The sequence below is a fragment of the Sulfuracidifex tepidarius genome, from assembly GCF_008326425.1.
GTDB classification, from domain to species: Archaea; Thermoproteota; Thermoprotei_A; order Sulfolobales; family Sulfolobaceae; genus Sulfuracidifex; species Sulfuracidifex tepidarius.
In genome coordinates, this window is the sequence record NZ_AP018929.1 from 167,547 (window position 1) to 193,801 (window position 26,255).

The following is a 26,255-nucleotide window of genomic DNA, read 5'->3' on the forward strand; positions in this document are numbered from 1 at the left end:
TCAAAATTATTTTCAAGATTTAAAAAAGAGGGTAAAAATTCTTACAGTTTAATGTCCTTGATTTGGCTGTAGCTGAGAAGGGGCGTGTCTTCGTGAATTGTGAGGCTACCCGTAACGTTCTTTGTAGCTATTGCAATTACGTTGTTAATTTCAAACGTGTAATTCCCTCCAGATATTGCCTTGAAGTTATAGGACATTGAGTTCAATACTGCTATCCTCGTTACGGAACCGTTCGGAGAAACTATGTTAAAGAATATAGTCCCTGCCCCTCCTGAAACTTGGAGGTTTATCTGGACCTGAGACCCTTTAGGTATCTTGCAATAGAAGTCTAACTGATGTAGTGGAGGTATTGAAGCGGAGATCTCACGGGATTCGGTGTGTGGTATAGGAACGACGAAGAGAACTGCTGCGATAACTATAAGGAGAATTATCAAGCCTATTACTTTACCTATAAGTCCCTTACCTTCTCTCATTAGCTAAGTGCTAGTTCAATCGCTTTTAAGTTTGCTCGACAGTATCTAAATTTATCTAGGTATAGGGAAACTCATGCGTTCAGGATTCTAGAAATGATGTAAGTTTAATGACTTGAATTTCTGTCTGAGTTAATCGATGATTAGAATGTCATAGAGTAATAAATCAAAATGTAATGAAAACTAATATTTATCTATTAAGTACAACAAAGATATGCACATAAAGCTATCTAGAGAGATACGATATTGACTTTTTGAAAGCCTTCCTAAACCTGAAAGAATGAGGAAACTTTATCTTAACGGGGGTTGAGGGGGCGGAAGACCCCTTCCCGTCAGGGAGGGGATGGATAGCTCCCTTTGTTTAAATACTTCTTTTTTTCGAAATTCTTTTAATGGCTAGGAGGATTAAAGCGATCAGAGCTGCTGTTTCTATGAAGATCGCCCTATCCGATTCCCTCCTAGCCCTCGTGAACGACTACGTGAAAGCACTCCGTTTTTCGTTATTTTGGTTGAGGAGAACGTGAGAAATCCGGAAGAGAAGGGAGTGTTAGGAAAAGTCCACGAGGAGTTATACACGAGGTTAAGAGAGGAATACGACCTACCATCAAAGGTTGCTGAGGACTGTTATAGGGACGCCCTCTCAGTGTACAAGGGTTGGTACAATAATCCTAGAAGAGGACGTTTCCCAAGAGTGTACAGACCTGGTATGGCTAACACCAAAGGCAAGTTATAATGTGGACTTAGAGAGAATGGTAGTTATAGCAAGTGTTGGTGAACTACCACTGGGTTATCCTAGAAACCTTAAGGAGTATACTAGCTGGATGAGGAAGGAGGCTAGGCTAGTGATCAAGGATGGGAAGGCTTTCCTCAAGGTCGTTTTTGAGAAAGACGAGAAGAAGATAGACCCGAACTCTAGTATTGCTGTAGACATAAACATGAACGAGGTAGTTGTAGGAAAGGATGACAAGCACTACGTTAGGATTCAAACTCCTCTCGAAGAGGTTCACCACTGGAAATCATTAGCTGAGAGATTGCAGAAGAAATACCCAAGGAGGTGGAGAGAGAATAAGAGGATCTGTACAGGATTCGTTCTTTTCATCTAAAAGATAAGAGGGTTGTGGAGGACTTCGCTAGAAAAGTCGGGAAGTGGGTTGTTGAGATTGCTAGAGATTTTGGTGCTAATGTTATTAAGTTGGAGAGTCTGAAGAACCTCATCAAGAACGTGGGCAAACTACCTAAAGAGCACCGTGATAAACTGTATTTGATGCAGTACAGTCTTTTGCAGTACCGGATTTCTTGGCAAGCTAAGAAGCGTGGCATGGTCGTAGAATTCGTGAATCCCAGTTATTCTTCCGTTTCTTGTCCTAAGTGTGGTAGAAAGATGGAGGAGATCGCTCATAGGTATTTTTCCGTTGTCCGTCTTGCGGTTACGAGAACGACCGTGACGTTATTGTGATCATGAACCTCAACAGGAGGGGTTCTCTGACCCTCTCGACTGCCCCTCAAATGAGGGATGTAAACCCGAACCGATGAGGGGAACCCCCGCCATGGCGGGGAGGAATTCAGTCTTTTCTAGTATTTCTTACTAAATCGGACTTCGCCTTGATAGACCCCAGCCCTCAAGTTAAGCAAATAGGTGAGATAATCAAGGGGATTGGTTATCCCAGAATATTTTATAATGATGGAGAATTTGTTAACAAACTTAATAAAAATATAAAAGATGAGATAATTGGAACTATTAGGAAAGAGTATAAGGGATAAGAAGAACAAGATAGTCTCTAAGAAACTGGAAAATGAACTGAAACTAGGTAGGGACGTTGCAATACGAAGCGTTCTGAAGTGGGGATTGATGATAGCAGACTACATAGTATCTTCTCCTAGAGACGTCCAGAATTCCTTTTGGGTAGTGATAGACCCTTACGGTAGGCAATGTAATTGGTGAGTAAACATGCTACTAAATATAAAAATACAGGAAAAACAGAAATACTACCAAATCTATCTGGCTTAAGGAATAGACATTTCAATAAAACGCAATTCTAGTTTCACTCATTATGATCTTTTTGTAATTGTTCTTAAAATCATCTAGTGCTTGATTACCTCCTAGAGAAGAAGTCTCTTTATAAAAATCTTTCCAAATCATACATGAAGTACTAATGGCTTGCTGCGTCGTTCTGTGTAATAGATTAGTTTGTGAGTATTATGTGTCTCCTCTATTTAATAGCGTCACGGGGGTAATACTCAATCGTGCAGTTCGTTGTCTTCAAGGACGGTAACAAGTACTTCTTTGAGAATGGTAAGGTAATCAGATACGACGGTAAAATAAAGGTCAAAGGGAACGTTGTAGGCTATGTGGTGTCGGTAGAAGGAGGAAAGGTAAAATTAACTTCTATACCAGTACTCGTCCCATCAAATGAGGTAGTAGATGTCAGATTGTCAGCTTTCGCTCCAGAACTGGGTTTCATATTTGAGTCTAACGACGCAGTTTACTTGTATTCAGGTAAACTGGACTCTCCTACCCTGAACGCACCTTATCAATTGATATACGGAGTTCCAGTCCTCAGGGGGTCTAAGTCCTCAGTCATGAGCGCTGCGAAAGATCCTAAGGTAGCTGAATACGTAATAAGGCTATACAAGGATCAGGACCTTCTGAGGGAAGCCTTCTCCACTCTGGCTTCGTCTGGAGAGTGCGAGAAGGTAGTTAAATCCTACAGGGAGTTGAAGATCACAGACCCCGAGATATCCATGATAGTTGCACCCTGCATGGAGAAGACAGGAGAAGAGTTGGAGGCACTGAAGATATACTCCTTCTTCTCTGAGGAGAAATACAGGGAACTTGAGGCTAGACTCAGGGGGAAGGCCAACTCACTGATTGACAATTTCTACTCCACAAAAAACGTCAAGTTCCTCCAGGAGGCAATGAACGTGCTCCCAACCTACGACGCCCCTTCATTATCCATGGGCTGGTACTTCTTTGACAAGAGGGACTTCTCTGCCGCAAAGGACAACTTCGAGGAGGCCAGTAGGAAGAAACCCACCTTTCACAACCTCCTTATGCTTGCTTGGTCATACATTCAGTTAGGAGATTACAGGAAGGCGTTGGAGGTGATCGAGAGAGCAGAGAAAATAAAGAGGAACGCTGGGTCGGCCTACGTAAAAGGGCTCGCTTTAGAAGGGTTGAACGCCGGCTCCATGGCGGAAAGGGAATTCATGTTTGCTTGCAGAGAAGGAGTAATAGATGCTTGCAGGAAATTCAAACCTTACAAACTCTTCGTTCCTGAGGTATTCGATCCGTCCTCGTGGACAGGCTACGTGATGTATGGCTATGAAATCAAGGGCGTTCTGGGAACAGGGGGCATGGGATACGTGCTCCTGGCCGAGAAGAACGGAAAGTCTTTCGCTATGAAGGTTATGAAGAAGGACTACACGTTCGTGGAGATGCTCTATGAAGTAGCTAAGATGCAGGAGATATCTAAGAGGTCTGATAACTTGGTCAGGGTATACGCGTCGTTTCTGGACGAGAACTGGACGGACTACTTCTCAAGCCCTCCCACGATAGTGATGGATTACATGGAAGGGGGGGATCTCAGGGAAGTCCTCGTAAATGAGGAATACTCCGCGCTTAGGCACTCCGTGAAGTGGCCCCAAGTGGTAGCTCTGATGTTCTCAAGGATCGGAAGGGGGGTCATAGACGTTCATAAAGAAGGATATGTCCACTGTGACATTAAACCTTCTAATATCCTCTTCAATAAGAAACTCCCTAAGATGGGGGAGGACGCTATGAGGGCCCTTTTGTCGTTTGAAGTGACCCCAAAGCTCTCCGACTTGGGCTCAGCCCTGAAGGTAGGTGTACCTGCTGTCCATTACACTCCTTATTACGCCCACCCGATGCAGAGGTTCGGAATGAACGTGGACTATCAATTCGATGTTTACTCTTTCACAGTATCGCTTTATGTTGCGTTGACGAACAACTTCCCGTTCTCCGAGTGGGCTGAGAACGAAATAGAGGACGCGGTTAAGGACAGGAACAAGAGGCAAACAGTACTAAGGGAATTCTACGAACTCACCCCTCGTCTGGACTACGTTCCCCATGAGTTCCACGACCTTATCTTGAGCGGGCTTCGTGGAGAGACTACCATGGAGGAAGCTGTCAGATCTCTCGACTCCATATTACTCTACGACTACGGAATAGAAGTTCCATGGAGCAATCAGAGGAGCGGTGTGACAGTTTTTTAACCTCAAGCGGAACCGTAATTTTTATCTATGACTGTATATAAAAATATTTCTTGAGCTAATTACAAAAAAGGTTGCAAGTAAAAGTGCATTAAAATCATCTTAGGTAGGCTTCTGCTAGGGACGTGTCAATTTAAGGTTGATGTATTTTTCCATATGTCTTTGTCCAATCGATTTCCACAATGTTCTATATAAGAACGAGGAAGAATTAATTGAGGAGCTCTCTATCTAACCTCCTTAAAGTATTCAATTTCTTACCTTTGATTTCCCCATCATCATTTGCATGTATTTCACTGTTTAACCCAAAATTTTTACATCCTTTTGACCCTCATTGGTGGAAAAGTTTAAAAGAGATAAAGAGACACTTATTAGATTAAGTGATCTAGAATGGCGGAATACATCAAAGTGTTCGAAGGCTCGGCATACAGCATAGTAGAAGACGACAAGGCAACTCTAGTAATGTTAGAGGGCAAGCCTATAGCAGGTTCGTGCATACTGCACGGGAACCACGACCTCTACGATATGCAATGCCCATACCTCGAAGAACTAATGAAGAAAGTTTTTTCTTAAGCCTTTTGAGCGATAACACCTATTTCTACTAAAGCGCCTTTAGGCAACCCCTTAACTTCCACTGTTATTCTGGCTGGAGGTTTCTCGTCAGGCGGAAAATATTTTGAGTAGACCTCGTTCAGCTCAGGGAAACGGGAACCACGACCTCTACGATATGCAATGCCCATACCTCGAAGAACTAATGAAGAAAGTTTTTTCTTAAGCCTTTTGAGCGATAACACCTATTTCTACTAAAGCGCCTTTAGGCAACCCCTTAACTTCCACTGTTATTCTGGCTGGAGGTTTCTCGTCAGGCGGAAAATATTTTGAGTAGACCTCGTTCAGCTCAGGGAACTTGGACATGTCAGTGATGTAAACTAAAGACATCACTACATCAGACATAAGGTAGCCAGCTTCCTCTAATATTGCTTTGACGTTATTTAGGGACTGTTCGGTTTGTTCCTTCACTGTGGAGGGCATCTTCCCTTCTTGGTCCACGGGGAGTTGACCTGAGACGTAAAGCGAATCCCCTACTTTGACAGCTTGTGAATAAGGACCTATAGGTTTTGGTGCTTTATTACTATAAATAATTTCTTTCATAGTGGAGTAATGATTCTCCATGATTTAAATTTTGTTGATCATTTCGTGTACGCCTATATTTCAGGGCGATTTTTGTTCTTATTGTTGGATTATGATAATTAGAGTTGAGGTTCTTCATAAAGAATTCCTGAACGACCTTAACCCTAGATCAAGATGAGCAGGTCGTGGTTAATCTTTTTTGAAAAATCTATCAAACTATTTGGAAAAGATAAAATAAAGTGTCTATATTCTAGTTAGGCATGTTTTCCTTCAGTGCAAAGAGGATCTTCTAAGTGTGACGGAACAATTTTCAATCAAAGTAAGATTCAGAAATATTAAAATAATTTACTTAATGGGAAAAAGAATTTTCGATACCTACTTGAATATCTTGAGCCCGTCATAAAGCACTTTCTTGTGTTCCAGCATTTTCTTTATTATCGGGTCTTCTAACTTATCAACACTCAGCACTAAAATGTCCGCTGAGAAACCTCTCTTCATAGAATATAGTTTACCCGCCTCTTCCGTGCTATCTTTCACTTCATCTGCAAATACCATAATGTCGTAATCACTTGATTCCCAGAAATCGCCTCTGGCCCTAGACCCAAAAAGGACTATGGATACTTTCCCGTCGTAATGCTTTATAATTTCGTCAATGAAATCCTCAAACCTCATTATGTTTAAATTATAATGTGTCTTTTTTAAAAAGAATTGTGGTAGAAAAGTTTTGGTTTAAAAAGAGCGAGGAGCTTCTTGAAATAGGGAAGAAACTCCTAAATGACGGATATTTCTGGCACGTATGTTTCAGTAGCCAACAGAGTATAGAATTCGCGCTGAAAGGAATTCTGGTTAAATACAAGGGAAGTTTTCCTTTCACCCATGATCTTGGAGAAATAATGGAGAAGATAGGAAACGAATTATCCGTAAAAGTTCCTGAAAATATTATGCGTGACTGCGACTTTTTAACTCCACACTACACAATGTCTAGATATTCTCAATTTGCTGAATATAATAAAAGAAAAGCAGAAGAATGTATGAGTTCTGCCGTGGAAATTCTTGAATGGCTAAAGAAGAATTTTAACATTTGAACAAATATTTTATTTCTTACTATATTTTGTTCAAACTATATATTATTTCAGAACAAAATATAACGCGAAGCATCACCCCATAACGCTTTCAATATTTCTGTAAGACGTAATCGATCTTGATACTGCTCCATTTTCCTTAATATAGTCACGTTTCTACAGCTTAGCCTCAAAGTTAACTATTTAAACACAAAGATTTATATACAAGCGAAATGTCCGAGATCCAGGATTTAAGGAAAGTTGTAAAAGAAAAGGCTAGTATACACAGCCACGTCTTGGGTCTAGGGCTTGACGAGAAAGGCAAGCCTCTGTTTAAAGGAGACGGCCTCGTAGGTCAAATGGAAGCTAGGGAAGCTGCAGGAATCGTGGTCAAGCTGGTCAGCGAAGGGAAGATGGCCGGAAAAGGAATCCTTCTAGTGGGGCCGCCGGGAACCGGAAAGACCGCTCTTGCCGTAGCTATAGCTAGAGAGTTAGGTGAGGACACTCCGTTTAATTCCCTAAATGGATCTGAGATATACTCCACAGAGCTTAAGAAGACCGAGATTCTGACGCAGGCAGTGAGGAAATCCATAGGAGTGAGAATAAGGCAGAGGAGGACTGTATACGAGGGAGTTGTAAAGGAGATCAGAGTGAAGGTAGCTAAGAACAGGATTAACCCCTATTCACAAGTTCCAAGAGAGGCCGAAATAAGGATAGGGACTAAGGACGAGGAGACCACGTTAAGGGTGGGAGAAAGTATTGCGGAACAAATAGTAGGTAAAGGTGTAAGGAAAGGAGACGTGATATGGATAGACGCCGAGACCGGCGAGCTGGTCAAGGAAGGAAGGTCGAGCGATGCAGAGAAGTTGGACATTTCAGGGGTGAAGACAGTGGAGATCCCCAGCGGTCCTATAAAGAAGGAAAAGGAACTGACTACCACCTTGACGCTTCACGACCTGGACTTAAACCTGGCCGCTAGGAACCTTTCCATTACCGCGATCTTCTCCATATGGTCGGAGAGGGAAATCAACCAGGATATTAGAAAGGAGGTGGACAGAATAGTGAAGGAGATGATAAACAAGGGCAGTGCGGAGCTGCTACCGGGAGTCCTTTTCATAGACGACGCTCACATGCTGGACATGGAAGCTTTCTCATTCCTTACTAGGGCTCTAGAGAGCGATCTATCTCCGATCCTGATTTTAGCAACCAACAGGGGAGTTACTAAGATAAGGGGAACTGATGTAGAGTCTCCTCACGGGATGCCGTTAGATCTTCTGGACAGGCTCCTCATAATACCCACGAAGCCTTACTCTACAGAAGAGATAAAGGAGATATTGAAGATAAGAGCCGAGGAACTAGACGTAATGATAGAACCCGAAGCGCTAGACGCTTTAACGAAACTCGGAGTCGAGAACAGCATGAGATACGCTGTAGAGCTAATAGAGCCTTCGCTGGTGATAGCCCAGAGGGAGGGAAGATCCACGATAAAGGTAGACGACGTGAACAAGGCTTCCGGGCTCTTCAGTGACCTAAAGAGAAGTGTTAAATACGTGAAGGAGTATGAGAACGTATTATTGAAGTGACCCTTGCCTAATGACCATGATGACTGGCAAACGGCACTGAACAGTGATGTATCGTTGCCTGGCTGACTTCAATTTTCATTATGGCTGTCTTGGACTCTATTCTTTGCTTTCTTACAGGTTACCTCGTGCTTGAGACTGTAATTAACACGATATATATATATAAAAAAAAAACGCATATGCTACAAAGTCGAGATTAAGGAGCGAGAGGCCTAGAGTTGCGACTATAGCTTCCTTCGTTTAGACGATCATTATTCAAATTACTCTTTAACGATGATAACACTTCTCGTAGCCCATGAGGACTTAATGAGCCTGTGAGAAGAGAACCGGACTAATGTTCCATCTATTCCGTGAGACAAGGGTGATGTGAATGATTAACCATTTTCGTGGGCATCTGAATATCCACTTCCCTACGAGATTTTCTGGGTTAATGACGAAAACGACGAATTAAGGAGGAATCTTTGTGCCCGTATGGAAAGTTAGGGACTCTGTTGATCTGCGTTTAATATTCTCTGTCTGCTCTTTCTCATAATGAACGATCCAGAGTCTCTAGCAGAGTACGTGTACGTCCTAGTTAGGGAAGTCGCTAGAAGGATTTCACTTCATGCACAGTTGGAGGAAGACATAACAGGGTACATCATGGATCAATTTCTCTCCAAGCTTAAGCCCGAAGATAGGCTTGTAGCGATGAAACACATAAGCAAGGTGAAAGTGGACAGAAGGGAAGTCCAATTTAGAGTGAGGAGCCTCACGGCCAGAGCTGAGAGAGAATTCTCCGAGCTGATTACCGAACCTCCCCCAATCTTCTTTGTAGACATAATTAAGCTCATAAGGGAAGTAGACAAGTCCGTTACCTCCATCATGAAGTTAGACAACGTTTACAATTCCATCTTAGGTAAGGACATTTATGGAGGCGTTCTGATGACTGAGGAGTCCATTGTTAAGTTCCTAAGTTCCATGAACGTATCCCAACAGAGGACAGATGAATTCCTCAAGTTCATTCGCGATTCTGCCTTTTCCATCTCTTTCACGGTCGGAAGGAAGAACTTCCATTATTTTCTACCGTTCACGCTTACCGATGAGGGAATTAAGACAGTTCTCTTCAAGGACGGAAAGACTCACGCAGTAGGACAATGGGACTCCTCCCTGTGGATAGGAAAGGAGATAGACGTACTTTACACTGTGGAGGAGATTATCGCTAAGGGAGGTAACTCATACGTATTGAAAGCTAGGGCCGGTTCGTCTGAGGTAGCACTGAAGGTACCCGTAATCACTCACGATCCAGGGAGGACTGTCCTCATAACGGGTAACACGCTCATGGATATGTTCAGGGAAGTCTCTGCAGTTAAGGTCATCTCAGAGAACAACAAGGAATACCTTGTAGAGATAACTGGAGTTAACTTCTCTAAGGAGCGAATTCTCAGGAGCATCAGGGATCCTTCCTTCTATTACGAGAATCCCCCTTACATAGCAATGGAATTCATGCAGGGGACTCTGAGGTCACTGATGAACGAGAAGCTCATGTCCTCCAGGGTGTGGGAAGAGATAGTGAAGAGGGCAATGTTCTCAGTGGCGAAGGGTCTCTCGTTCCTTCATGAAGGCGGTTTCGTACATCTGGACATTAAGCCGTCAAATATCCTCATATCCTCTCAGCCGAGAGGAGGAGGGGAAGACGTTCTCTACGACATGAAATCTGGAAAGCTTAAGGTGAAGGTAGGCGACCTAGGGTCAGTGACAAGGACAGGGGAAAAGGTAGTTCATGCTACACCTTGCTACGCACCAGGAGACCAAGTAATTGCTGGTTTGAAGGGAGAACCTTCCTCGCCTTACATGGACGTTTACGCCTTCGGCGCAACTTTCTATGAAATGTTGACGGGTAAGATGCTTAACCTAGGGATAGCGGAGAAGTTTAACGAGGCTATAACTCTGCACGACCCTGATGTGGCTAGAGAAGTCTGGAACCAGTTTACTCCAGATCGAATTGAAGGTGAAATAGGAAGTTTAATAATGAAGTGTGTATCGAAGGATCCAGAGAAGAGACCTAAAATGACTGATATCTTGAATGAGGTTGAAGCGATGCTCGATCCACTCCCATGACCTAAATGTTGGATGAAACCGTGAATAGTAAGGAGGTATAAGTAGTAATTTAAGTTGATACTGGAACTGGTGTCCGTTTAGGCCAGGTGAATATGGAGATAAATACCACCGAAACTGCTATTCCCTCCAAACCGTCGATGAAGAAAGGTAACGTAGACATTCCGAAAGCCTGAATGAAAACACCCAGAAGTGCTGACACGACTCCTCCCCATACAGCACCTAAGTTGTATGAAGTTCCGGTTATGAAAGCTCTGACCTCAGGAGGTACAGACGAGACAACAAGCGAGGATATTAGAGGCCAGAAACCTATGGAGAAGGCATAAAGTATTATGCCGGAAGACATTACCGGTATTGCCTTTATTGATGGTAATAATGGCATGGATAGAAATGCAGCAATTATTATTCCAATGAGTCCAAAGTAAATTAACCTGGAAGTGGAGGCAAAGGAGGTCAGCCTTGCAAAAAGGACATAGGAGAAGGCTTGTATACCGTTAGCTATAGCCATTACAGTACCCAGTTCAAAGGAAGAGAACCCGTTTAATGACGCGTAGTCTGGATAAATGCTGAATACTGCCATGTAGGCTATGAACATTCCAGACATAGCTAGAGACGCCTTTATCAAGTAACCGTAGTAGTCCTTGACGTTGACCTTCATGAACATGTTATTAGTGGGTACGAATCTTTCCTGTACCATTAATGCAATGTAAGGTACTATCATAAGCGGTATCGCTCCGGTGATCATGAACATCTCGTATTGTTGAAAAGAGCTTATCTGTCCTACTAAAGCGTAAACTACCCCGGTCATTGCGTAACCCATAGCGTAACCCGCCTGAACTACGCTGTTTACAAGTTGGAGCTTTTTGGGTGGGGCACTTTCCACGGCGAGCACGGTTCCAGACGTCCACTGTGCCCCCATGAAAATTCCTTCTATAGCCCTGAGCAACAACATAGCTGGAAGGAAGAAAGTGAACGAAAAGGCTAACTGTGACAAAGAGTAACCTGCAGTCCCTATCATGGCTACCGTCTTCCTTCCCTTGATGTCGGCGAGCTTGCCGAAATAGAATGCTCCTATAGCCCTCCCCGCAAGGCCCAGAGCAAATAGGACAGTCAGATAAGCGTAAGGTATATCTAGATGACTATGAAGAAAGGTATATGCATAAGTTATTATTACAAGGTCATATATATTTCCAGCCCATCCTAAACTCGAAGAGAGAACAGCATGGACGTAACTGCGCATACACTCATATTTAAATAAATTTAAAAAAATTTAATCTTCTTATTTCTGTATAAGTGTTCATTCCTCAATCTAAATCTGACGTCGGATCATGTAAAAGTAATAAGAATACTTATATTTTGATTGAACGGTATTCATAGTCTCTTTATAGAAAAAGAGAAGGAATTTAAAAATAAATGTACGAAAGAAGAGATACCCCGTAAAGTGATATTAGTCCGCTGAGAGTAGGATCTTTGTAAATATTTATAATTTAATAATAAAGTCCATATATTCGTGATAAGATACAATATAAAAACATATTAGAAGAGTGTCTTCGTCTCTCACATTGAAGGCTCAAAAAGGAGAAGTAGGAGAGACGAGGGTAATTCTCCAATTTCATGAGAGTTATACCTTCTTAGGAAGGAGTGGAGTCATCACTAAGGAGAGAAACGCTAAAACCATCAAGACGATGAAGGAGGTTGACAAAGGTATGTTGTAAGCTAGAAATGCAGTCACTACCGCATTGCCTAGAGCACCTCCTACAGTCACTCCTATACCCCAGACGTAAGAATTGGCTACAGTGACGAAAGTCTTCGGAAACACTTGTGAGACGTATCCTAGAAGGACTGGGAAAGAGCTGAAAGCCGAGAAAGTGAAGAAAGTGTATATGATTGCCGAAATGTAGAACTGCTTTAGGTAAAGGAAAATCACGAAGAATATCAAAGACATCACACTTGACAGTATAAAGGAGAACTTCCCTCCCCTTTTTTCGGTGAGGAAACCGAAAAACGGTTGGCCGAAAATCGAGCCTATAAACCCTATTGTAAGGAATATCCCGGCTAGGAAGGCCGAATGATAAATGGAGAAAACGTATTTCCCTGTAAATGTGGTGACTCCTGTGATGAACATACTTCTGAGGAAGACCATCACTCCAAGAAGTATTATAAACCTCACGAACTGCCTCTCCAACTTCTCCTTGGGTTTCCTTAATCTGGTCGCTTTGCTGTATCCCTCTAGTCCTAACCTGATCACGACAGCTCCTACTATCATTATGACGCCGTATATCAGTAGACCGTAAATGGCTGTGAAGAGGAGAATTAGGAAAGATACCAAAGAAGGCATTAGAGACCTTCCGACGCTTCCTGCAGACCCGTTTATTCCCAGAGCTCTACCGGAGGATTTCCCAAACAAGTTTGAAAGGATGCTTCCTCCTATTGGGTGGTAGAAGGCTTGTCCTATGCCCAGTAAGATAGCACCCAACATCATTAAGGGATACGTTAACGTCCTAAATGATACGGCGAAGGAAACCATTGCTATCCCTTCCAGGAGGATCCCAGTCATGATCAGGAGAGAGTCCTTCTCGCTCTTATCGGCGAAGTCCCCTATGAAAGGTGAAAGAATTCCAGAGAGAAGAGTATAAAGTACAGCGACTGTACCCAAGATTACGTCGCTGACATGTATTTCTTCATAGTACACTATTAACAATGGGAAAATGAGGAACGTACCGTCATTTAGGAAATGTGCCATGGAAGTGAAAGTTAGCCCTCTGATTCTCGATAGCATGATATATTAGTTAACTAAAAAGTTAAAGAGTTAATTTTGGTCGTAACTTAAAGTAGCGTTATAATTGATTTTGGTTTAGCAGGGAGAGGTAACCTTGAGTCTTTCCCATGAGCAGGAGAACGCGTTTACGTTATGGGTCATGACATTCCTTATATATTTCAAAATTCCTTACATTGTTGAATGAGGCTTGGAATAGTCTACAACAACCTGATAGCTCCAACTTTCGCCGGCGGGGGATCGGTACACTCATATGAGGTAGTGATGAGGTTGAAGAAAGAATTCGAAGTAATTTATTACCCCTCAAGTCCATCACTCAAGTGGCCTAAAGAAAAGCTCATCGAAAAGGCAAAAGAACTGGAGTCATCTGGTATAAGGCTGGATCAGGGATTTTATTCTATTCTAGATACAAACTTAGCTCTGAAAAAGTCATTTTTAAATCCAGATAAAATCTCAGAGGTCTTATCCAAGTATTACGACGTCGATAAAGTGGACTTCCTGTACGAGCCAGACCACACTTCTTTCGATATTTATTACCTAGGAGCCAAGCACGGAAATTACGGGTTAACCATACACGAACCTCTATATTATTCTAATTCTTTCACTTACCTGAAAAGGCTGATTAAATTCTATGGTGTAAACCCCAGGACGGGTAAGGGGTTTCATACTAGGTTTCTTTACAACGAGCTCGTATCGAAGAGGATCAACAGGAAACTCATCTCTAGGTATCCACCGAGGTTCATAGCGTCTGTAAGTAAAGGCTCCCTAGAGTGGAGTGGGATAGACGGGGATGTAATAAACCCTGGCAACGCTTTCGATAGCTCCCTTTTGAAATACCGAAACAGAGGGAAAGAAGACTACGTAGTTTTCTGGAGCAGGCTCAATCAGGACAAGGGGATCAGGGAAGTCCCGGATATCATGAGGGTAATAAATTCTAAAAGGAAGGCTAAACTATTGCTTATGGGTAAGTTCTTTGATAAATATAACGAGGAAATATTTTGGAGAAAAATAAAAAAATATGATATTGATGTAGAATACCTCGGTTTCGTTGATAGAGATAAACTAAATGACGTGGTGTCTAAAGCTAAATGCTTGATTTACCCCAGCCACGTTGATGGTTTCTCTTTAGTTGTTCTTGAGTCCTTAGCTTTGGGCACTCCAGTAGTTGCTTATGACATACCCACAGTCAAGAGCGTCTATTCAGGACTCCCCGGCGTGACCTTTGTGCCAGAGTTTGACGTGAAAGCTGTAGGAGAAGCTACGCTAAAGTTCCTTCAAATGGATGAGGCAAAATACAATGATATGATGAACGACGAAAGGTTACTTGAATTCCTCGAAATTCACTCCTCCTGGGATAATGTAGCTAGATCAGTTAAGGAGATCATATCTAGGCATATAAAGGGATAAAGCGTTCCCTGAAAGAAACAAAATATTAAATTTCACATGATAAATGTCAATTTTGTTATCTATCGTTCCAATCATAAACTTAAATCGCAAATATGGATAAAAAAGCTTAAAGTTGTCCGAACATATGTTCGGACATGGTCGTTATAGTAGGAACGGGCGTTGCGGGACTATCAGCTGCGGTTTCGCTGAGGAGAAACGGATACAAGGTCAGGCTGATCACTAAAAAGATAACCGGAGGTTCTACTTACATAGCTAAAGGAGGTGCAGCAGCTTCACTTACAGGGGACGATTCGCCGGAGCTCCACGCACAGGACACGATCAAAGTAGGAGACGGAATGTGCGATTTGAAAGCCGTGAACTACGTCACAAAAGAGGCACCCTCCGCGATACATGAGCTGGAGAAGTGGGGGTTTCAGTTTGACCCAGATCTAAGGCTAGAGGGAGGTCATTCGAGGAGAAGGGTCGCGCACAAAACGGACGAAACAGGTAGGGAATTCTATGAATTCTTGATGAGCGAGGCAAAAAAGGAGGAGATACCCATTCTAGAGGACAGAGTTAAGGCCCTAATGGTGAAAGATAACGAAGTGAGGGGAGTTATCACGGAGGGAAGTGCGATAGAGGACGACAAAGTCGTTCTGGCGACAGGGGGATATGCTTACCTCTTTAAGTTCTCATCAACTCAGCCTACAAATGTTGGAGATGGTATGGCTATTGCTTTCGACGCAGGGGCTCTACTGGGAGACATGGAGTTCGTCCAGTTCCACCCCACGGTAACTTCAATCGATGGAGAAGTGTTTCTTCTCACAGAGACCTTGAGGGGAGAAGGAGCAGTGTTAGTTAACGATAAGGGGGAGAGGTTCGCATTTACCTATGATAAAAGGGGAGAGTTGGCTCCTAGGGACGTCTTGTCGAGGGCGATTTATGATCAGTACAGCAAGGGTTACAAGGTCTTCATGGACCTGAGAGGTATAAAGGACTTGGAGAGAAAGTTCCCCGTGTTAATCTCGTTCCTGAGGAGGCACAATAAAACTCCTTCCGATTTATTGGACGTCTTCCCTGGAGCGCATTTCGTAGACGGAGGGGTGAGGGTAAACACAAGGGGCGAGACGAACTTGAAGGGGCTCTACGCTATAGGTGAGGTCAGCGATTCAGGGCTTCACGGAGCTAATAGGCTTGCCAGCAACTCCCTCATCGAGGGTCTCGTATTTGGAATGAACTTGTATAGGTACATAGACAAGTGGGAGGGGTTCTACCCCGACGACGGGACTATGGTGAGCGTGACAGAATGGAAAGGCAGGAAAGCTTCGATCGACGAAATAAGGGAAATGAACTGGAGTAACGTTGGAATAGTGAGGAATAAGGAAAGGCTGGAAAAGGCAATCGCGTACTATAAAGAAGTAGATACTTCGTCTTCATGTGAGGAATCCAAGGCATCTCTGATCTCCTATTTAACTGCTTATTCCGCGTTGATGAGGGACGAGAGCAGAGGAAATCACTTCAGGGAGGATTTCCCATTTCATAAAAAAGAATGGGAGGGTAAGAGAATATATTTCAGGCTGACTAGAAGTTGAAAATATTTTGTGTCATTTGATATTTTTTAGATTTACTATCCAATCATGTGTCTAAGGCTTAGCGGTCCGGAGTAGAGACCGAGAGGACTTCGAGGGAGGAGACGCGATTTAGTTTCCATTTTTCGTTGGATAAACAGTTAAATAGCTATTTTCATTATTCTGGCACCTACATTTCTCACGACTAGGTTTTTCTGTATGGTACAACTTTCATACGCTATATCTATAGTAATGCAATCTACGCTTCTGAGGAATTATTTGTGAACGCGAAATTCAGTTTCTCCTCAATTAATGTAACCCATTCTTTATGTATATATCTTTTATCTGAAATAGTATATTCTGTCCACCGTTATATTTTCCTTGATATTTTCCTTGCGTATCTTTTTATCTGACTCCTCCCCGCCACGGCGAGGGTTCCCTTCCAGAGTGGCTCATCGTTCCCACCATCTATTCGGGATTACATCTCTCATTTGGTGGGCAGTCAGGGGTAGCCAGAGAGCCCCCCACTTGAAAAGAGGGGACTTTCATTGCCGAGCTCTAGTCCCTTAAGAGAGAGAAGATGATGATTGATCCTCCCACAGTTCCATTAAGCCCTCGATCGAGCTGAGGAGGAGCGTCATTAGCATTACTAAAAGAAATTTAAAAAAAGGATTATTTAAACAAAGGGGGCTATCCATCCCCGCCTCACAGAGGCTTTCCGCCCCCTTAACCTCAAACTTTGTAATATAATTTTTCATGAAATCTATTTCTCCTTTGAGGCGTTCTCCATGGCTCTTTCGTATGCTTCATCGAGCTCGTCATTTATAAAGAAGTCCTTTACTTTCACCCCTTGTGTAATGAGAATTTGAGAGAGCTCTTCTCTCCTGTCTTCCTTCAAAGAGAGAGTAAACCTGTAGTCTTGCCCCCTCTTCTTAACGTCGCTGATAGTAACATACTCGACGTTCTTCACCACTTCCTGAAGTTTTTCCGGTGTACTTGTGTCAACTATAACTACAACTCCCAAGAACTTCTTTATCATGTCCTCAACGCTCCCCCTGAAGAAAACTCTCCCTCTATAAATTAGGTAAACGGTATCTGCCATTTTCCTGACGTCGTCAAGTTGATGAGACGTCATGAACACTGAAGTGCCTCCTCTCTTGAGCCCCTCAATGATCTCCCTTATTTTTAGGTTTATAATAGGATCTGTCCCTATGTTAGGCTCGTCCATGATTAGGAGAGACGGGTTACCGAGAAGTGCCTCAGCTATAGCTATCCTTTGTGTCATCCCTTTGCTGTACTTGGCTATCTTCCTGTCTGCGAACTCCTTCATCCCTACCAGCTCTAGAACCCTGCCTACTTCAGCCTTGTCTATCCCCTTTATGGAACAGGACATCTCCAAGACTTCCCTCCCACTCATAAATGGCGGTAAGTTAGGCAATTCCTGGACGTAACCTATTTCCCTGAATATTTCCTTTCTAGAGAAGGGGTTCTGACCTAGAACTGATACCTTGCCCTCGTTAGGGTAAATCAACCCCATTACTATCCTTATTGAAGTGGTCTTTCCTGAGCCATTGGGGCCAAGGAGGGCACTGACTTCGCCTTTACTGACCTCAAACGACACCCCGTTAAGTGCAGGTTTCTTTCCCTTTCTATCATAATACTTTACTAGCTGCTCCGCAACTATTACACTCATTACCTAATGATGAAGACGGTCGATTAAAACTTTGAGGAAAACGCCGTTTTTACAGTGAAGAGCTCTACGGCAGACATCATCTTTTTCCCATATTTTTAACTTTATGATGGTTAAGGGGGCGAAAGTCTTGAGCGAGGGTGTAGTTCACAGTCCTTCAGTTCTCTGTAAAACGAAGGTTCTACACTTTATAGACATCAAATTAGACTCTAAAACGTTTAAAGTCACCACAACAATTAAGGAAATTTTTTAACGGCAACGATTGTTTCCTACCTTATGATCTCTCCGTTAATACTTATCTTAATAGGCATAGCTGTTGGAATCCTAACTGGAGTCACTGGGTCCAGCGGTGTCCTCATAGTCGTACCTGCTCTCTCTCTGCTGGGACTCTCTTTTCAGGAATCTGTAGGATCCAGCCTCTTAGTTGACGTGATTACTACAATTTCAGTCATAATAGCTTACATGCGAAATCAGAACGTGGATGTGAAACTATCGCTTCTTCTCGGCATAGGTGCAGTAATTGGAGCTCAAGTGGGGGCAAGGGTAGCCTTGTCAGTACCTCAGGAACCTTTAGAAGCTATATTTGCAGTTTTCGCCATAATTATGGCGCTGAGGTCATTCTCGAAAGCCAGAAACACAACCGAACCGAAGGACGAGGGAGGATATGTAAGGACTAAACCCTCGTTGGTGAGGAGGGTAGTTGGTATACCTTCAATGAGTTTTCTGATCGGGATAGTAACAGGTACTCTGGGAGCCAGCGGAGGGATCATGTTCATAGCAGTCATGATGATATTGGAGCCAGGTTTACCAATAAAGAGGATGATTGGAACTGCTACGCTCGGAATGATGATGTCAGCTATTAGCGGAGCTGCAGCTTATATCTACACAGGAGTAATAGACATTTATGCTTCGATAGTAATAGGACTGATAGCTCTCGTTTCGGGCTATTTCTTCGCCAAGTTAGCAAACAAGGCTAACCCGCGTTACATATATGCTTTCCTTGGCGCCGTATTTGTGGTCACAGCTATATCTGAAGGATTGAAAATAATTCATTGATCTTCCATCCTCCAATTTCTTACCTAGAAAAAATATAATTGATAAGAGATGGGTAAGTTGACCTCAATTCTTGAATTTTATTTTACTAAGGAGGTTATTCTCGCTCAGGCTATAAAGGCAGGATGTAAATTGCCTAATAATTTTCGAGCTCATAATTCATGAACCGACCTTTGTCTATCTTGGCTTTTAAGATCTGACGAAGTATAAAAGACTTATAATATTTTGTATTCAATTATATTTTGCAAAATAAAAATATCATTATATATAGCAGCAAAATATTACGCTCAAAGTTATAAGCTCGATATTACCTTTTAGTCCAGTGTCAGCATTGAAGTTCGGAACGGGCATGGGAATTCTCGTCCTAGCTATAGGTTTATCTATAATTGCGTCTCCGTTTGTAGCGAGTTTCTCACAGAGCGGATTTCACTTCTATTCTCCATCTCAAGACTATCAATCATATAGAGATGGTCAGAGCGTAATTTTGGACTTTACATCTCCGTATCCTAACTCAGAGTTTACAGTAATAGTTAATCAAGTAATAGTTAATCAAACCACACATAAGGAGACCATTAAACTCTATAATTCATTAGGAGAATTTACTAATTCCACGGGAGGATTCTACGGTCCTATAATAAGTGGAGAGTATCCAATCGGACAGTACTTAATACTTATAGAGGATCCGACCTATAACGCATACTCATCCTTTAATATCTCCATTACTCCATCTTCATATCCTGCTTACATAGAGGCAAACGTGGAAGCTCAAAATGGCACTCCAATATCAGGAGCTAACGTTCAGGCAAAGGCCCCTAATGGAACAATTGTTGCAAATAACGTGACCGGAAGTAATGGAGTAGCGTATTTGCAAGTTCAATATCCACTTTCGCCTATAAATTACACCTTGATTGCTTCTGCTAATGGATATAAAACTGAGTCTGCAGTAGTAGATGTCAATAGTAATACTACTTTTCCAGTCACATTGAAGTTACCTTATATCGGTCTCTATGTAAACTTGACTGGAATATTCCAGAACGGTAAGCAAATCACGAATTATAGTCTAATAGAGGGACAACCAGTTACCTTAGAATATCAAGTGATCTATCAAGGTAAATCGGTCTCGAATGTAGAAGTAGGAGCTTACATTCCTTATGTAAACAAGACTTTAACAGCCCTCACAAACTCTAATGGGTTAGCTAACATAACTTTCACTCCGCCCCTAGTAGGAAAAGTATCTGTTATGGTTAATGCTTCAGCAGTTTACAATAATACTGCAGGTCACACTGAGGTAAAGTTGAATTTTGAGCCAACCTACTTTAAGGTTCCCATCAACGTCAAGGTTACAGAGGAGAATGGATCTGCTTTATTCTCCAACATAAGCTTAGTTTACACTAATGGGACTAAGGAGACTGCACAAGGATCTTCAGTGGTCTTCAACGTCAGTTATGACGGAACGCCTGAGAAGTTCATGATATACGCCTCCTCAATGGGATTCGTAAGTGAGAACAAGACCATACTGGTTAACGGAACTCAACCCGTAAATGTGACGTTAGCTCTGCCAAGGGAATACATGAACGTGAGCATCTCAGTTGCACAGAACGGAACCACTCTATTTCCACCTTACCACTTAGTCGGGGGAGTTCCATTCTTGATTACAGTGAACTCAACCATGAACGGGGAACCAGTACCTGCTACTCTATCAGGTACACTGATCTTCTATAACGGAACTACAAAGAGCTTTTCAACTACGTTATCGTCTGGGTCAGGTCAGGTGAAGCTTGTTTTACCCAAGACTAATACAACGGCAGAAGTTGAGTTAAAACTCTCATATGATGGAGTTCAGTATTCAAAAATGTTCAACTTATCCTCTTTAGTATATCCGACGGTAACAACTTCAAGTATTCCGCCAACCACTACGACTACACATCCGTCAACGAACTACCTTCCTTACATAATCATAGGTATCATAATAGTTATAGTAATAGTAGCAGTTCTAGCCTTCACTAGAAGGCCAAAAACGACTAAATAAATCTTTTCAGAGACTACCTCATGGTCTTTCAAGGCTAAGATAGGATTTTTTTAAAAAAAGGAAGAAAGAATTTTCTTAACTACTTCAAACCATAAATAGATAGTTTTCTTCATTCCTCATAGGATAAGATTTAATTCCTCATACTAAGAGCTAGAAATAAATTGAGACCTTGTCCGCGTTGTGGTCATCCGAACGAAGATGATGCTAACTTCTGTTCTAACTGCGGTTACAGATTGACTTCAGGTAAGGTTTCCAGCTCAAAATTTGCCTTGTCTTACTCTCTCTATGTAGTTTACCTTATTTTTAGCTTTCTCTCTTTAGATAGCTCAGGTAAAATACCGCACCTGATGAACGCAGAGTCGGTTCTTATCTTCACTCAGAGTAACGTGTTCATTCCCTTGTATATTTACTCAATTATTTCGTTTATTCTCTTCATTACTTTCTTGATTACCTTCAGAAATCTGTTGGATGGTTTTCAGAATAGAGCTATCTCTTTTGCCTCATCTCTCTTGAGCTTCGGCTCGAAGACGCTTTTAATGGTAGTACTATTTGGTTCCCTGTTAATTTTCGTCTTGGATACTGACAACCTCTTCTCCTTTTTCTTTCCTCTTGTCGTAGGTTTAGGAGTGTTAGGTTTCATATCATCGATTTTAGGCCTCTCTATATCGTCGTTTATGATCGGCAGGATCTGTAATAAACCTTTGATTTCTCTAACTGTGGTCCTCTACTTGATCCCTTTGATAGGATTTGCTATAACGTGAAGACCTAGCAATGGTACTCTCAAATGAATTTAAAAAGCAAGAGGATAAAATTGAAACTAATGGTAAAGATCTGTCCCAGATGTGGCTATCCAAACGATGACAGCTTTTCGTACTGTCAGAGATGTGGATACAATCTCAAGAGGAGGAGTCTGAGCGAAAATGAAAAGAACCTTCTAAGGGGATTTAGATCATTTAGTATTATAAATTTGGTATCATTGATCTACCTTTCCGTGACTTTAGGTCTAGCTTATTTACTGGATAAAGGGGTCTTCTTCAACGACTTCTACTCTTTTCTGGGTTTCCTTGGAGCAGTCGCTGTAGGTACTATTTTACTGTTTATTTCAGTGATGAAGTTAAGGAAAGGATATTCCTCTGTGATGAGAGACAACTTAAAGTATAAAATACCTTATCTAGGAACTACCATATTCATTATATCTTTCCTGTTCATAATTGTCTTTTCGGTGTTTTTCCTGTCTACCTCTGTCATGGGCCTCTTCATTCCCTCATCCACCATACCTTTCGCAACCTTGTCTGTAATGGGCTTGTTTGTAATAGGATCTACTCTTTCACTTTTTCTTGGGATTTTTAGGGCATATGAGGAATTTAACGACAAAGTATTTCTATTATCGTCCTCTGGGTTCATCGTGTCTACTGTCATGTCTTGCGTAGCTCCTTTCTATCCAATCCTTTTGATCCCGTTATGGCTCGTTTATTTGATTTCTGTCACGTTGCTTTATGCAGCTAGTGATTTCAATCTTTCCTTAAATAGAGAAAACTAAAAATCTCTCTAGCAAGCACAAAAGAAAGAACCCTCTGTGACAAGCTTTAAAAAAGATAAGAGGTTCAAGAGATGTATATAAGAATTTTACATTAAATTATGAAATAAATTAAAATAATAAGATATCAAAAGGGGTCTCTATAAATTTATCATGTAATTGTAGATCCTAATCTATATATATCGCAATTAACATTTATCAAGTCATTTATAGAGAAATGAACGAACATGAGCTAAAAATTAAACCTTTCTCTAGATAACGTTTTTTATACCAATGACTTGGACTTGCTTATGGAATTAGAAGATCTTCTAAAGAGGGGAGAGAAAGGAAAGATTCTAAGCATGAACCCTCGAGAAATAGTGCCTAGACTGATCCAACTTTTATCGTCAAACGACAAAGACGTAAAACACGCCTCTTGGGAGGTAATACAGGAGATGATCGAAAAAGGAAGTTTTAATGATAAAGAGACATTCCTCTCCTTACTCTGCTATCCAGACGAGGGTAGTAGGTATAGAGTATGGAATCTTGTACCTAAGGTGCTAAACAACATGATTAGTGAAGGGGAGCTATTAAGTCGAGCGGATTGCCTTTCCCAACTACTTAAATCAAATAACCTTGAGGTTAGGGCATTAGCTTGGTATCAGACCCTTCCACCGTTATTACATGTTTTAAGGAAAATTCCATGTAGTATCATTAACTATTGTGAATCAATAGGGGGAGAATGGAAGGAGCTGGTATCAGAGAGTTGTAACGAAGTCAGGAAGGTATGTAGCGAGAATTAGGTCAAAGCAATAGACCAAGTAGTTTCCTCCTCAGAGAGGTTCGTAAATTTCTTCCTTTTTTGGAAAGAGGAATGGAGAAATCCAGGCAACCTCGTGGTTTCTTTAGACTCTTGCCAGAAAGCTTTCGTTTCCCTTATCTAAAGTAGAGCCTAATTACACCCGTATTGTGCTTATCACTCTTTTAATCCTTTGCCTTTCTGTAGAATTGCTTTTAACCAGCATGTTTAAACATATATGATGGAATTTCCTGAAAATTTCAAGTTCGGTTGGTCTCAATCCGGGTTCCAATTTGAAATGGGCGGAGGTAGTCCTCTGGATCAGAACTCGGATTGGTTCAAGTGGGTCCACGACAAGGAAAACATAATCTCAGGATTGGTGAGCGGAGACTTACCTGAGAACGGAGTAGGCTACTTGAAAAATTACGCTTTCTTCCATCAGGAAGCTAAAAGGATGGGTCTAAACGCTGTCAGAGTCGGGGTAGAATGGTCTAGGTTGTTCCCGGAAAAGGGAAGTTTCAATGAAGATGTAATAAACACCTATGGACAGATTCTGAAGGACCTGAAAGACAAGGGATTCCACGTCATTCTCAACTTATATCATTGGTCTATGCCGTTATGGTTACACGATCCAATAATGGTCAGGAAGGGGAAGTTTGAGAGGTCTGGTTGGCTCATGGAAAGCACGTTAGACCACTTCCAGGAATTCGTGGAGAGTTCCGTAAAGAGCTTAGACGACCTTGTTGATGAGTACGTGATCGTGAATGAGCCGAACGTAATTTGGAAGGCCGGTTTCGTGTTAACGAGAATGGGTTTCCCTCCGTCTTATCTGGACTTCGAGAAGGCTGAGATAGTCAAGGAAAACTTGATGAAGGCATGCAACTTAGCTTACAAGTCCATTAAGGGGATCACGAAGAAGAAAGTGGGAATCGTGTACGCTATGGCTGACATCCAAGGTGATGAGGAAGTAAAGGAAAAGGCGAAAATGGAGGAGGAGTTTTCCTTCCTAGACGGAGTTAATTGGGATTGGCTAGGAGTGAACTATTACACCAGAATAGTAGTTGAACCTATTGGAGAGAATTTCACCGTTAAGAGGGGACTAGGTATGTATGCACAAGGTTATTCAACTAGCCTCGAGGGAAGGGTTGTTTCTGATAATGGATGGGAAGTATACCCTGAGGGGATCAGAAACGTCCTTCTTGAGTCGTGGAGGAGGTACGGTAAGGAGATTTACGTTACAGAAAACGGTGTCTCAGATTCTAAGGATATGATAAGACCATGGTACATAGTGTCCCACCTTTACTATGTAAGGAAGGCGATGGGAGAAGGAGTTCCTGTTAAAGGGTATCTTCACTGGTCTCTAGTGGACAATTACGAATGGTCTTCGGGATTTTCCCAACGTTTCGGTCTCATGGGAATGGACTTCAAGAGCAGGAAAGCTTGGTGGAGGCCGTCAGCTTATCTTTATAAAGAGATTGCTACATCTAGGGAAATTGACAAGAGAATGCTAAATTATTTAAATCTGTCTGATTCCGTCGAATGATCTATGACCAGAAACAGTAGCCTGCCTTAGATTAATGAGAACTAGAATTGGTGGGAAAATGTGAAGTCTAGATAATATAAAATCTAAGAAAATGTTTTTAGCCTGACGAAGGAAAAAATACTCTCTTTATCTTCTCCAAATAGCGCAAATTCAGATAATTTAGAAAATCTTGAAATTTTATTCAGCTTTTATGTTAGCTTTTATCTTGTCCACTAGGTCCTTCGGTGGGTTGTTGATACCATGACTGAGCTTAGCGTGAAGAGCTATTTGTTGCATTAACTCGTCTTCATTTCCAGCATTCTTTATCTCGAAACCACAGTTCTGCCCTATACTTGCACACGAAAACGAATACTTTCCTGATTTCTTTATGTTAGCTTTTATCTTGTCCACTAGGTCCTTCGGTGGGTTGTTGATACCATGACTGCTCTTTGCATGAACCGTAATTTGTTGCAGGAGCTCGTCCTCAGAAGAGGCATTAACTATCTCGAAACCACAGTTCTGCCCTATACTTGCACACGAAAACGAATACTTTGCCATATGAATGATTGTTCACTTGATATATTAAGACCTCGTTAGAACTTTTCTGACACTTCCTTATTTGTTTTCGCATTTAATGAAGATCATGCAGTTATTTGGTAAGAAAAAGAAACTATATTTCTCGTGTTCAAAGATAGGAATGAACTGTGGGTTTGAAGTGAAAGGAGCATCGAACGAAGATGAGCTAATGGAGATATTGAAGATTCACGCCTCGAAAGCTCACGGAATGACATCTATACCACAGAGTACAATAGACGCAATAAAGAGTAACGTGGAAAAGAAATAGAATTATCTTACCTTTTTCTAAAAGGGTCACTTTGAGAAATTAATGGAATAGAAAGGTGTACAAACTCTACGTTTAAATCAATGTTTTTTATTTAAGTTTCCTATTATTTATTCCGATGGAAGTAAATGATTTTTTAAGACACATTTCATTGATGAGGGACAACGTTTACTCTACCCTCTTTGGATTAGAAATAAATAGAGCAAAACTACGTTATATTCAAGAGAATTGGAGTTCCTTGGTTAGGGCTTTAGAGCGGACAGACAGAATTTCACTGGAATTACAGCTAGACTTCCAGACCCCTATAGGGAGAGTTACCGGGTCTTTCATGTCACACGTTTCTATAAGGGAAGGAATGCCTCCAGAGGAAGGGTTGATGGAGGTCCTAGAAAGGACAAAGAGGATAATAAAGATGGATGAGGACTTCCTCCGCAGGACCTACATGAAGGATTACATTTAGAAGATTCTAACTATTAACTAATAGTAACTTTATTCTAGAAACGTTTATATAT

Annotated in this window: 24 protein-coding genes and 1 pseudogene; 17 read left to right on the forward strand and 8 right to left on the reverse strand. The window is 41.8% G+C overall.

All coding sequences use genetic code 11. From position 1 onward, the window contains the following. Positions 1-41 precede the first annotated feature (41 nt). On the reverse strand, positions 42-473 hold the full coding sequence (locus IC007_RS00810) for a p24 family protein (RefSeq protein WP_054845455.1): 432 nt from the start codon (positions 471-473) through the stop codon (positions 42-44). 389 nt (positions 474-862) lie between these two features. Between IC007_RS00810 and IC007_RS13595 the strand changes: the two are divergent. The 4 genes and pseudogenes from IC007_RS13595 (at position 863) to IC007_RS00835 (ending at position 5,270) form a co-directional block, all read left to right on the forward strand. After that, a pseudogene (locus tag IC007_RS13595) lies at positions 863-2,003 on the forward strand (RNA-guided endonuclease TnpB family protein). Positions 2,004-2,199: 196 nt separating this feature from the next. Continuing rightward, entirely contained in the window at positions 2,200-2,412 is a 213-nt protein-coding gene (locus tag IC007_RS00825; protein WP_054845457.1) for a hypothetical protein, read from the forward strand. 302 nt (positions 2,413-2,714) lie between these two features. Next, complete coding sequence (locus tag IC007_RS00830) at positions 2,715-4,703, forward strand: protein kinase domain-containing protein (protein ID WP_054845458.1); 1,989 nt, start codon at positions 2,715-2,717, stop codon at positions 4,701-4,703. Between the two features lie 384 nt (positions 4,704-5,087). Beyond that, on the forward strand, positions 5,088-5,270 hold the full coding sequence (locus tag IC007_RS00835; protein WP_149528214.1) for a hypothetical protein: 183 nt from the start codon (positions 5,088-5,090) through the stop codon (positions 5,268-5,270). On the opposite strand, the gene IC007_RS00840 is transcribed toward IC007_RS00835, so the two are convergent. The 3 genes from IC007_RS00840 to IC007_RS00850 all read right to left on the reverse strand — a co-directional run bounded on the left by IC007_RS00840 (position 5,267) and on the right by IC007_RS00850 (position 6,500). Then, positions 5,267-5,437 carry a RidA family protein gene (locus IC007_RS00840; protein ID WP_149528889.1) on the reverse strand — a complete coding sequence of 57 codons (171 nt, stop codon included), beginning with the start codon at positions 5,435-5,437 and terminating at the stop codon, positions 5,267-5,269. The genes IC007_RS00835 and IC007_RS00840 overlap by 4 nt on opposite strands. A 31-nt stretch (positions 5,438-5,468) precedes the next feature. Continuing rightward, a complete protein-coding gene (locus IC007_RS00845; RefSeq protein WP_054846785.1) occupies positions 5,469-5,849 on the reverse strand; it encodes a RidA family protein in 381 nt (126 codons plus the stop codon). Between the two features lie 354 nt (positions 5,850-6,203). Then, on the reverse strand, positions 6,204-6,500 hold the full coding sequence (locus IC007_RS00850; protein ID WP_054846777.1) for a nucleotidyltransferase domain-containing protein: 297 nt from the start codon (positions 6,498-6,500) through the stop codon (positions 6,204-6,206). Between the two features lie 38 nt (positions 6,501-6,538). Here IC007_RS00850 and IC007_RS00855 point away from each other — a divergent pair, with 38 nt between their 5' ends. The 3 genes from IC007_RS00855 to IC007_RS00865 all read left to right on the forward strand — a co-directional run bounded on the left by IC007_RS00855 (position 6,539) and on the right by IC007_RS00865 (position 10,566). Continuing rightward, the gene (locus IC007_RS00855) at positions 6,539-6,913 is read left to right on the forward strand and encodes a HEPN domain-containing protein (RefSeq protein WP_054846778.1); all 375 of its coding nucleotides are present in this window, start codon (positions 6,539-6,541) and stop codon (positions 6,911-6,913) included. A 209-nt stretch (positions 6,914-7,122) separates the two neighbouring features. Further along, the gene (locus IC007_RS00860) at positions 7,123-8,472 is read left to right on the forward strand and encodes a RuvB-like helicase (protein ID WP_054846779.1); all 1,350 of its coding nucleotides are present in this window, start codon (positions 7,123-7,125) and stop codon (positions 8,470-8,472) included. A gap of 528 nt (positions 8,473-9,000) precedes the next feature. Beyond that, positions 9,001-10,566 (forward strand): serine/threonine-protein kinase, encoded by a 1,566-nt coding sequence (locus IC007_RS00865; protein ID WP_054846780.1) that lies wholly within the window; start codon positions 9,001-9,003, stop codon positions 10,564-10,566. A gap of 49 nt (positions 10,567-10,615) precedes the next feature. Here the strand turns inward: IC007_RS00865 and IC007_RS00870 are convergent, their stop codons facing one another. Beyond that, the gene (locus tag IC007_RS00870) at positions 10,616-11,803 is read right to left on the reverse strand and encodes an MFS transporter (protein ID WP_149528215.1); all 1,188 of its coding nucleotides are present in this window, start codon (positions 11,801-11,803) and stop codon (positions 10,616-10,618) included. A gap of 381 nt (positions 11,804-12,184) precedes the next feature. Then, on the reverse strand, positions 12,185-13,342 hold the full coding sequence (locus tag IC007_RS00875; RefSeq protein ID WP_232048955.1) for an MFS transporter: 1,158 nt from the start codon (positions 13,340-13,342) through the stop codon (positions 12,185-12,187). A 180-nt stretch (positions 13,343-13,522) separates the two neighbouring features. On the opposite strand from IC007_RS00875, the gene IC007_RS00880 reads away from it, so the two are divergent. Further along, positions 13,523-14,746, forward strand: a complete 1,224-nt coding sequence (locus IC007_RS00880) for a glycosyltransferase family 4 protein (protein WP_054846783.1) — start codon at positions 13,523-13,525, stop codon at positions 14,744-14,746. A 134-nt stretch (positions 14,747-14,880) separates the two neighbouring features. Next, on the forward strand, positions 14,881-16,317 hold the full coding sequence (locus IC007_RS00885; protein WP_054846784.1) for an L-aspartate oxidase: 1,437 nt from the start codon (positions 14,881-14,883) through the stop codon (positions 16,315-16,317). 739 nt (positions 16,318-17,056) lie between these two features. Here IC007_RS00885 and IC007_RS00895 read toward each other — a convergent pair. Beyond that, positions 17,057-17,986, reverse strand: a complete 930-nt coding sequence (locus IC007_RS00895) for an ABC transporter ATP-binding protein (RefSeq protein ID WP_054846381.1) — start codon at positions 17,984-17,986, stop codon at positions 17,057-17,059. A 273-nt stretch (positions 17,987-18,259) separates the two neighbouring features. Between IC007_RS00895 and IC007_RS00900 the strand changes: the two genes are divergently transcribed. The 6 genes from IC007_RS00900 to IC007_RS00925 all read left to right on the forward strand — a co-directional run bounded on the left by IC007_RS00900 (position 18,260) and on the right by IC007_RS00925 (position 24,923). Then, positions 18,260-19,039, forward strand: coding sequence for a sulfite exporter TauE/SafE family protein (locus tag IC007_RS00900; protein WP_054846382.1), 780 nt, complete (start codon positions 18,260-18,262; stop codon positions 19,037-19,039). A 319-nt stretch (positions 19,040-19,358) separates the two neighbouring features. After that, positions 19,359-21,065 (forward strand): carboxypeptidase-like regulatory domain-containing protein, encoded by a 1,707-nt coding sequence (locus IC007_RS00905; protein WP_054846383.1) that lies wholly within the window; start codon positions 19,359-19,361, stop codon positions 21,063-21,065. A 161-nt stretch (positions 21,066-21,226) separates the two neighbouring features. Continuing rightward, positions 21,227-21,826: a zinc ribbon domain-containing protein gene (locus tag IC007_RS00910; RefSeq protein ID WP_162205007.1), complete on the forward strand. Its 600-nt coding sequence runs from the start codon at positions 21,227-21,229 to the stop codon at positions 21,824-21,826. A 59-nt stretch (positions 21,827-21,885) separates the two neighbouring features. Continuing rightward, entirely contained in the window at positions 21,886-22,605 is a 720-nt protein-coding gene (locus IC007_RS00915) for a zinc ribbon domain-containing protein (protein ID WP_162205008.1), read from the forward strand. 287 nt (positions 22,606-22,892) lie between these two features. Continuing rightward, positions 22,893-23,384, forward strand: coding sequence for a hypothetical protein (locus tag IC007_RS00920; protein WP_149528217.1), 492 nt, complete (start codon positions 22,893-22,895; stop codon positions 23,382-23,384). A gap of 234 nt (positions 23,385-23,618) precedes the next feature. After that, positions 23,619-24,923 (forward strand): glycoside hydrolase family 1 protein, encoded by a 1,305-nt coding sequence (locus IC007_RS00925; protein WP_084739843.1) that lies wholly within the window; start codon positions 23,619-23,621, stop codon positions 24,921-24,923. A gap of 177 nt (positions 24,924-25,100) precedes the next feature. Here IC007_RS00925 and IC007_RS00930 read toward each other — a convergent pair whose 3' ends face one another. Beyond that, positions 25,101-25,460: a DUF1059 domain-containing protein gene (locus IC007_RS00930; protein ID WP_054846388.1), complete on the reverse strand. Its 360-nt coding sequence runs from the start codon at positions 25,458-25,460 to the stop codon at positions 25,101-25,103. Between the two features lie 85 nt (positions 25,461-25,545). Here IC007_RS00930 and IC007_RS00935 point away from each other — a divergent pair, with 85 nt between their 5' ends. Continuing rightward, complete coding sequence (locus tag IC007_RS00935) at positions 25,546-25,746, forward strand: DUF1059 domain-containing protein (RefSeq protein ID WP_232048956.1); 201 nt, start codon at positions 25,546-25,548, stop codon at positions 25,744-25,746. A 115-nt stretch (positions 25,747-25,861) separates the two neighbouring features. Then, entirely contained in the window at positions 25,862-26,203 is a 342-nt protein-coding gene (locus IC007_RS00940; protein WP_149528218.1) for a hypothetical protein, read from the forward strand. The last annotated feature ends 52 nt before the right edge of the window (positions 26,204-26,255 follow it).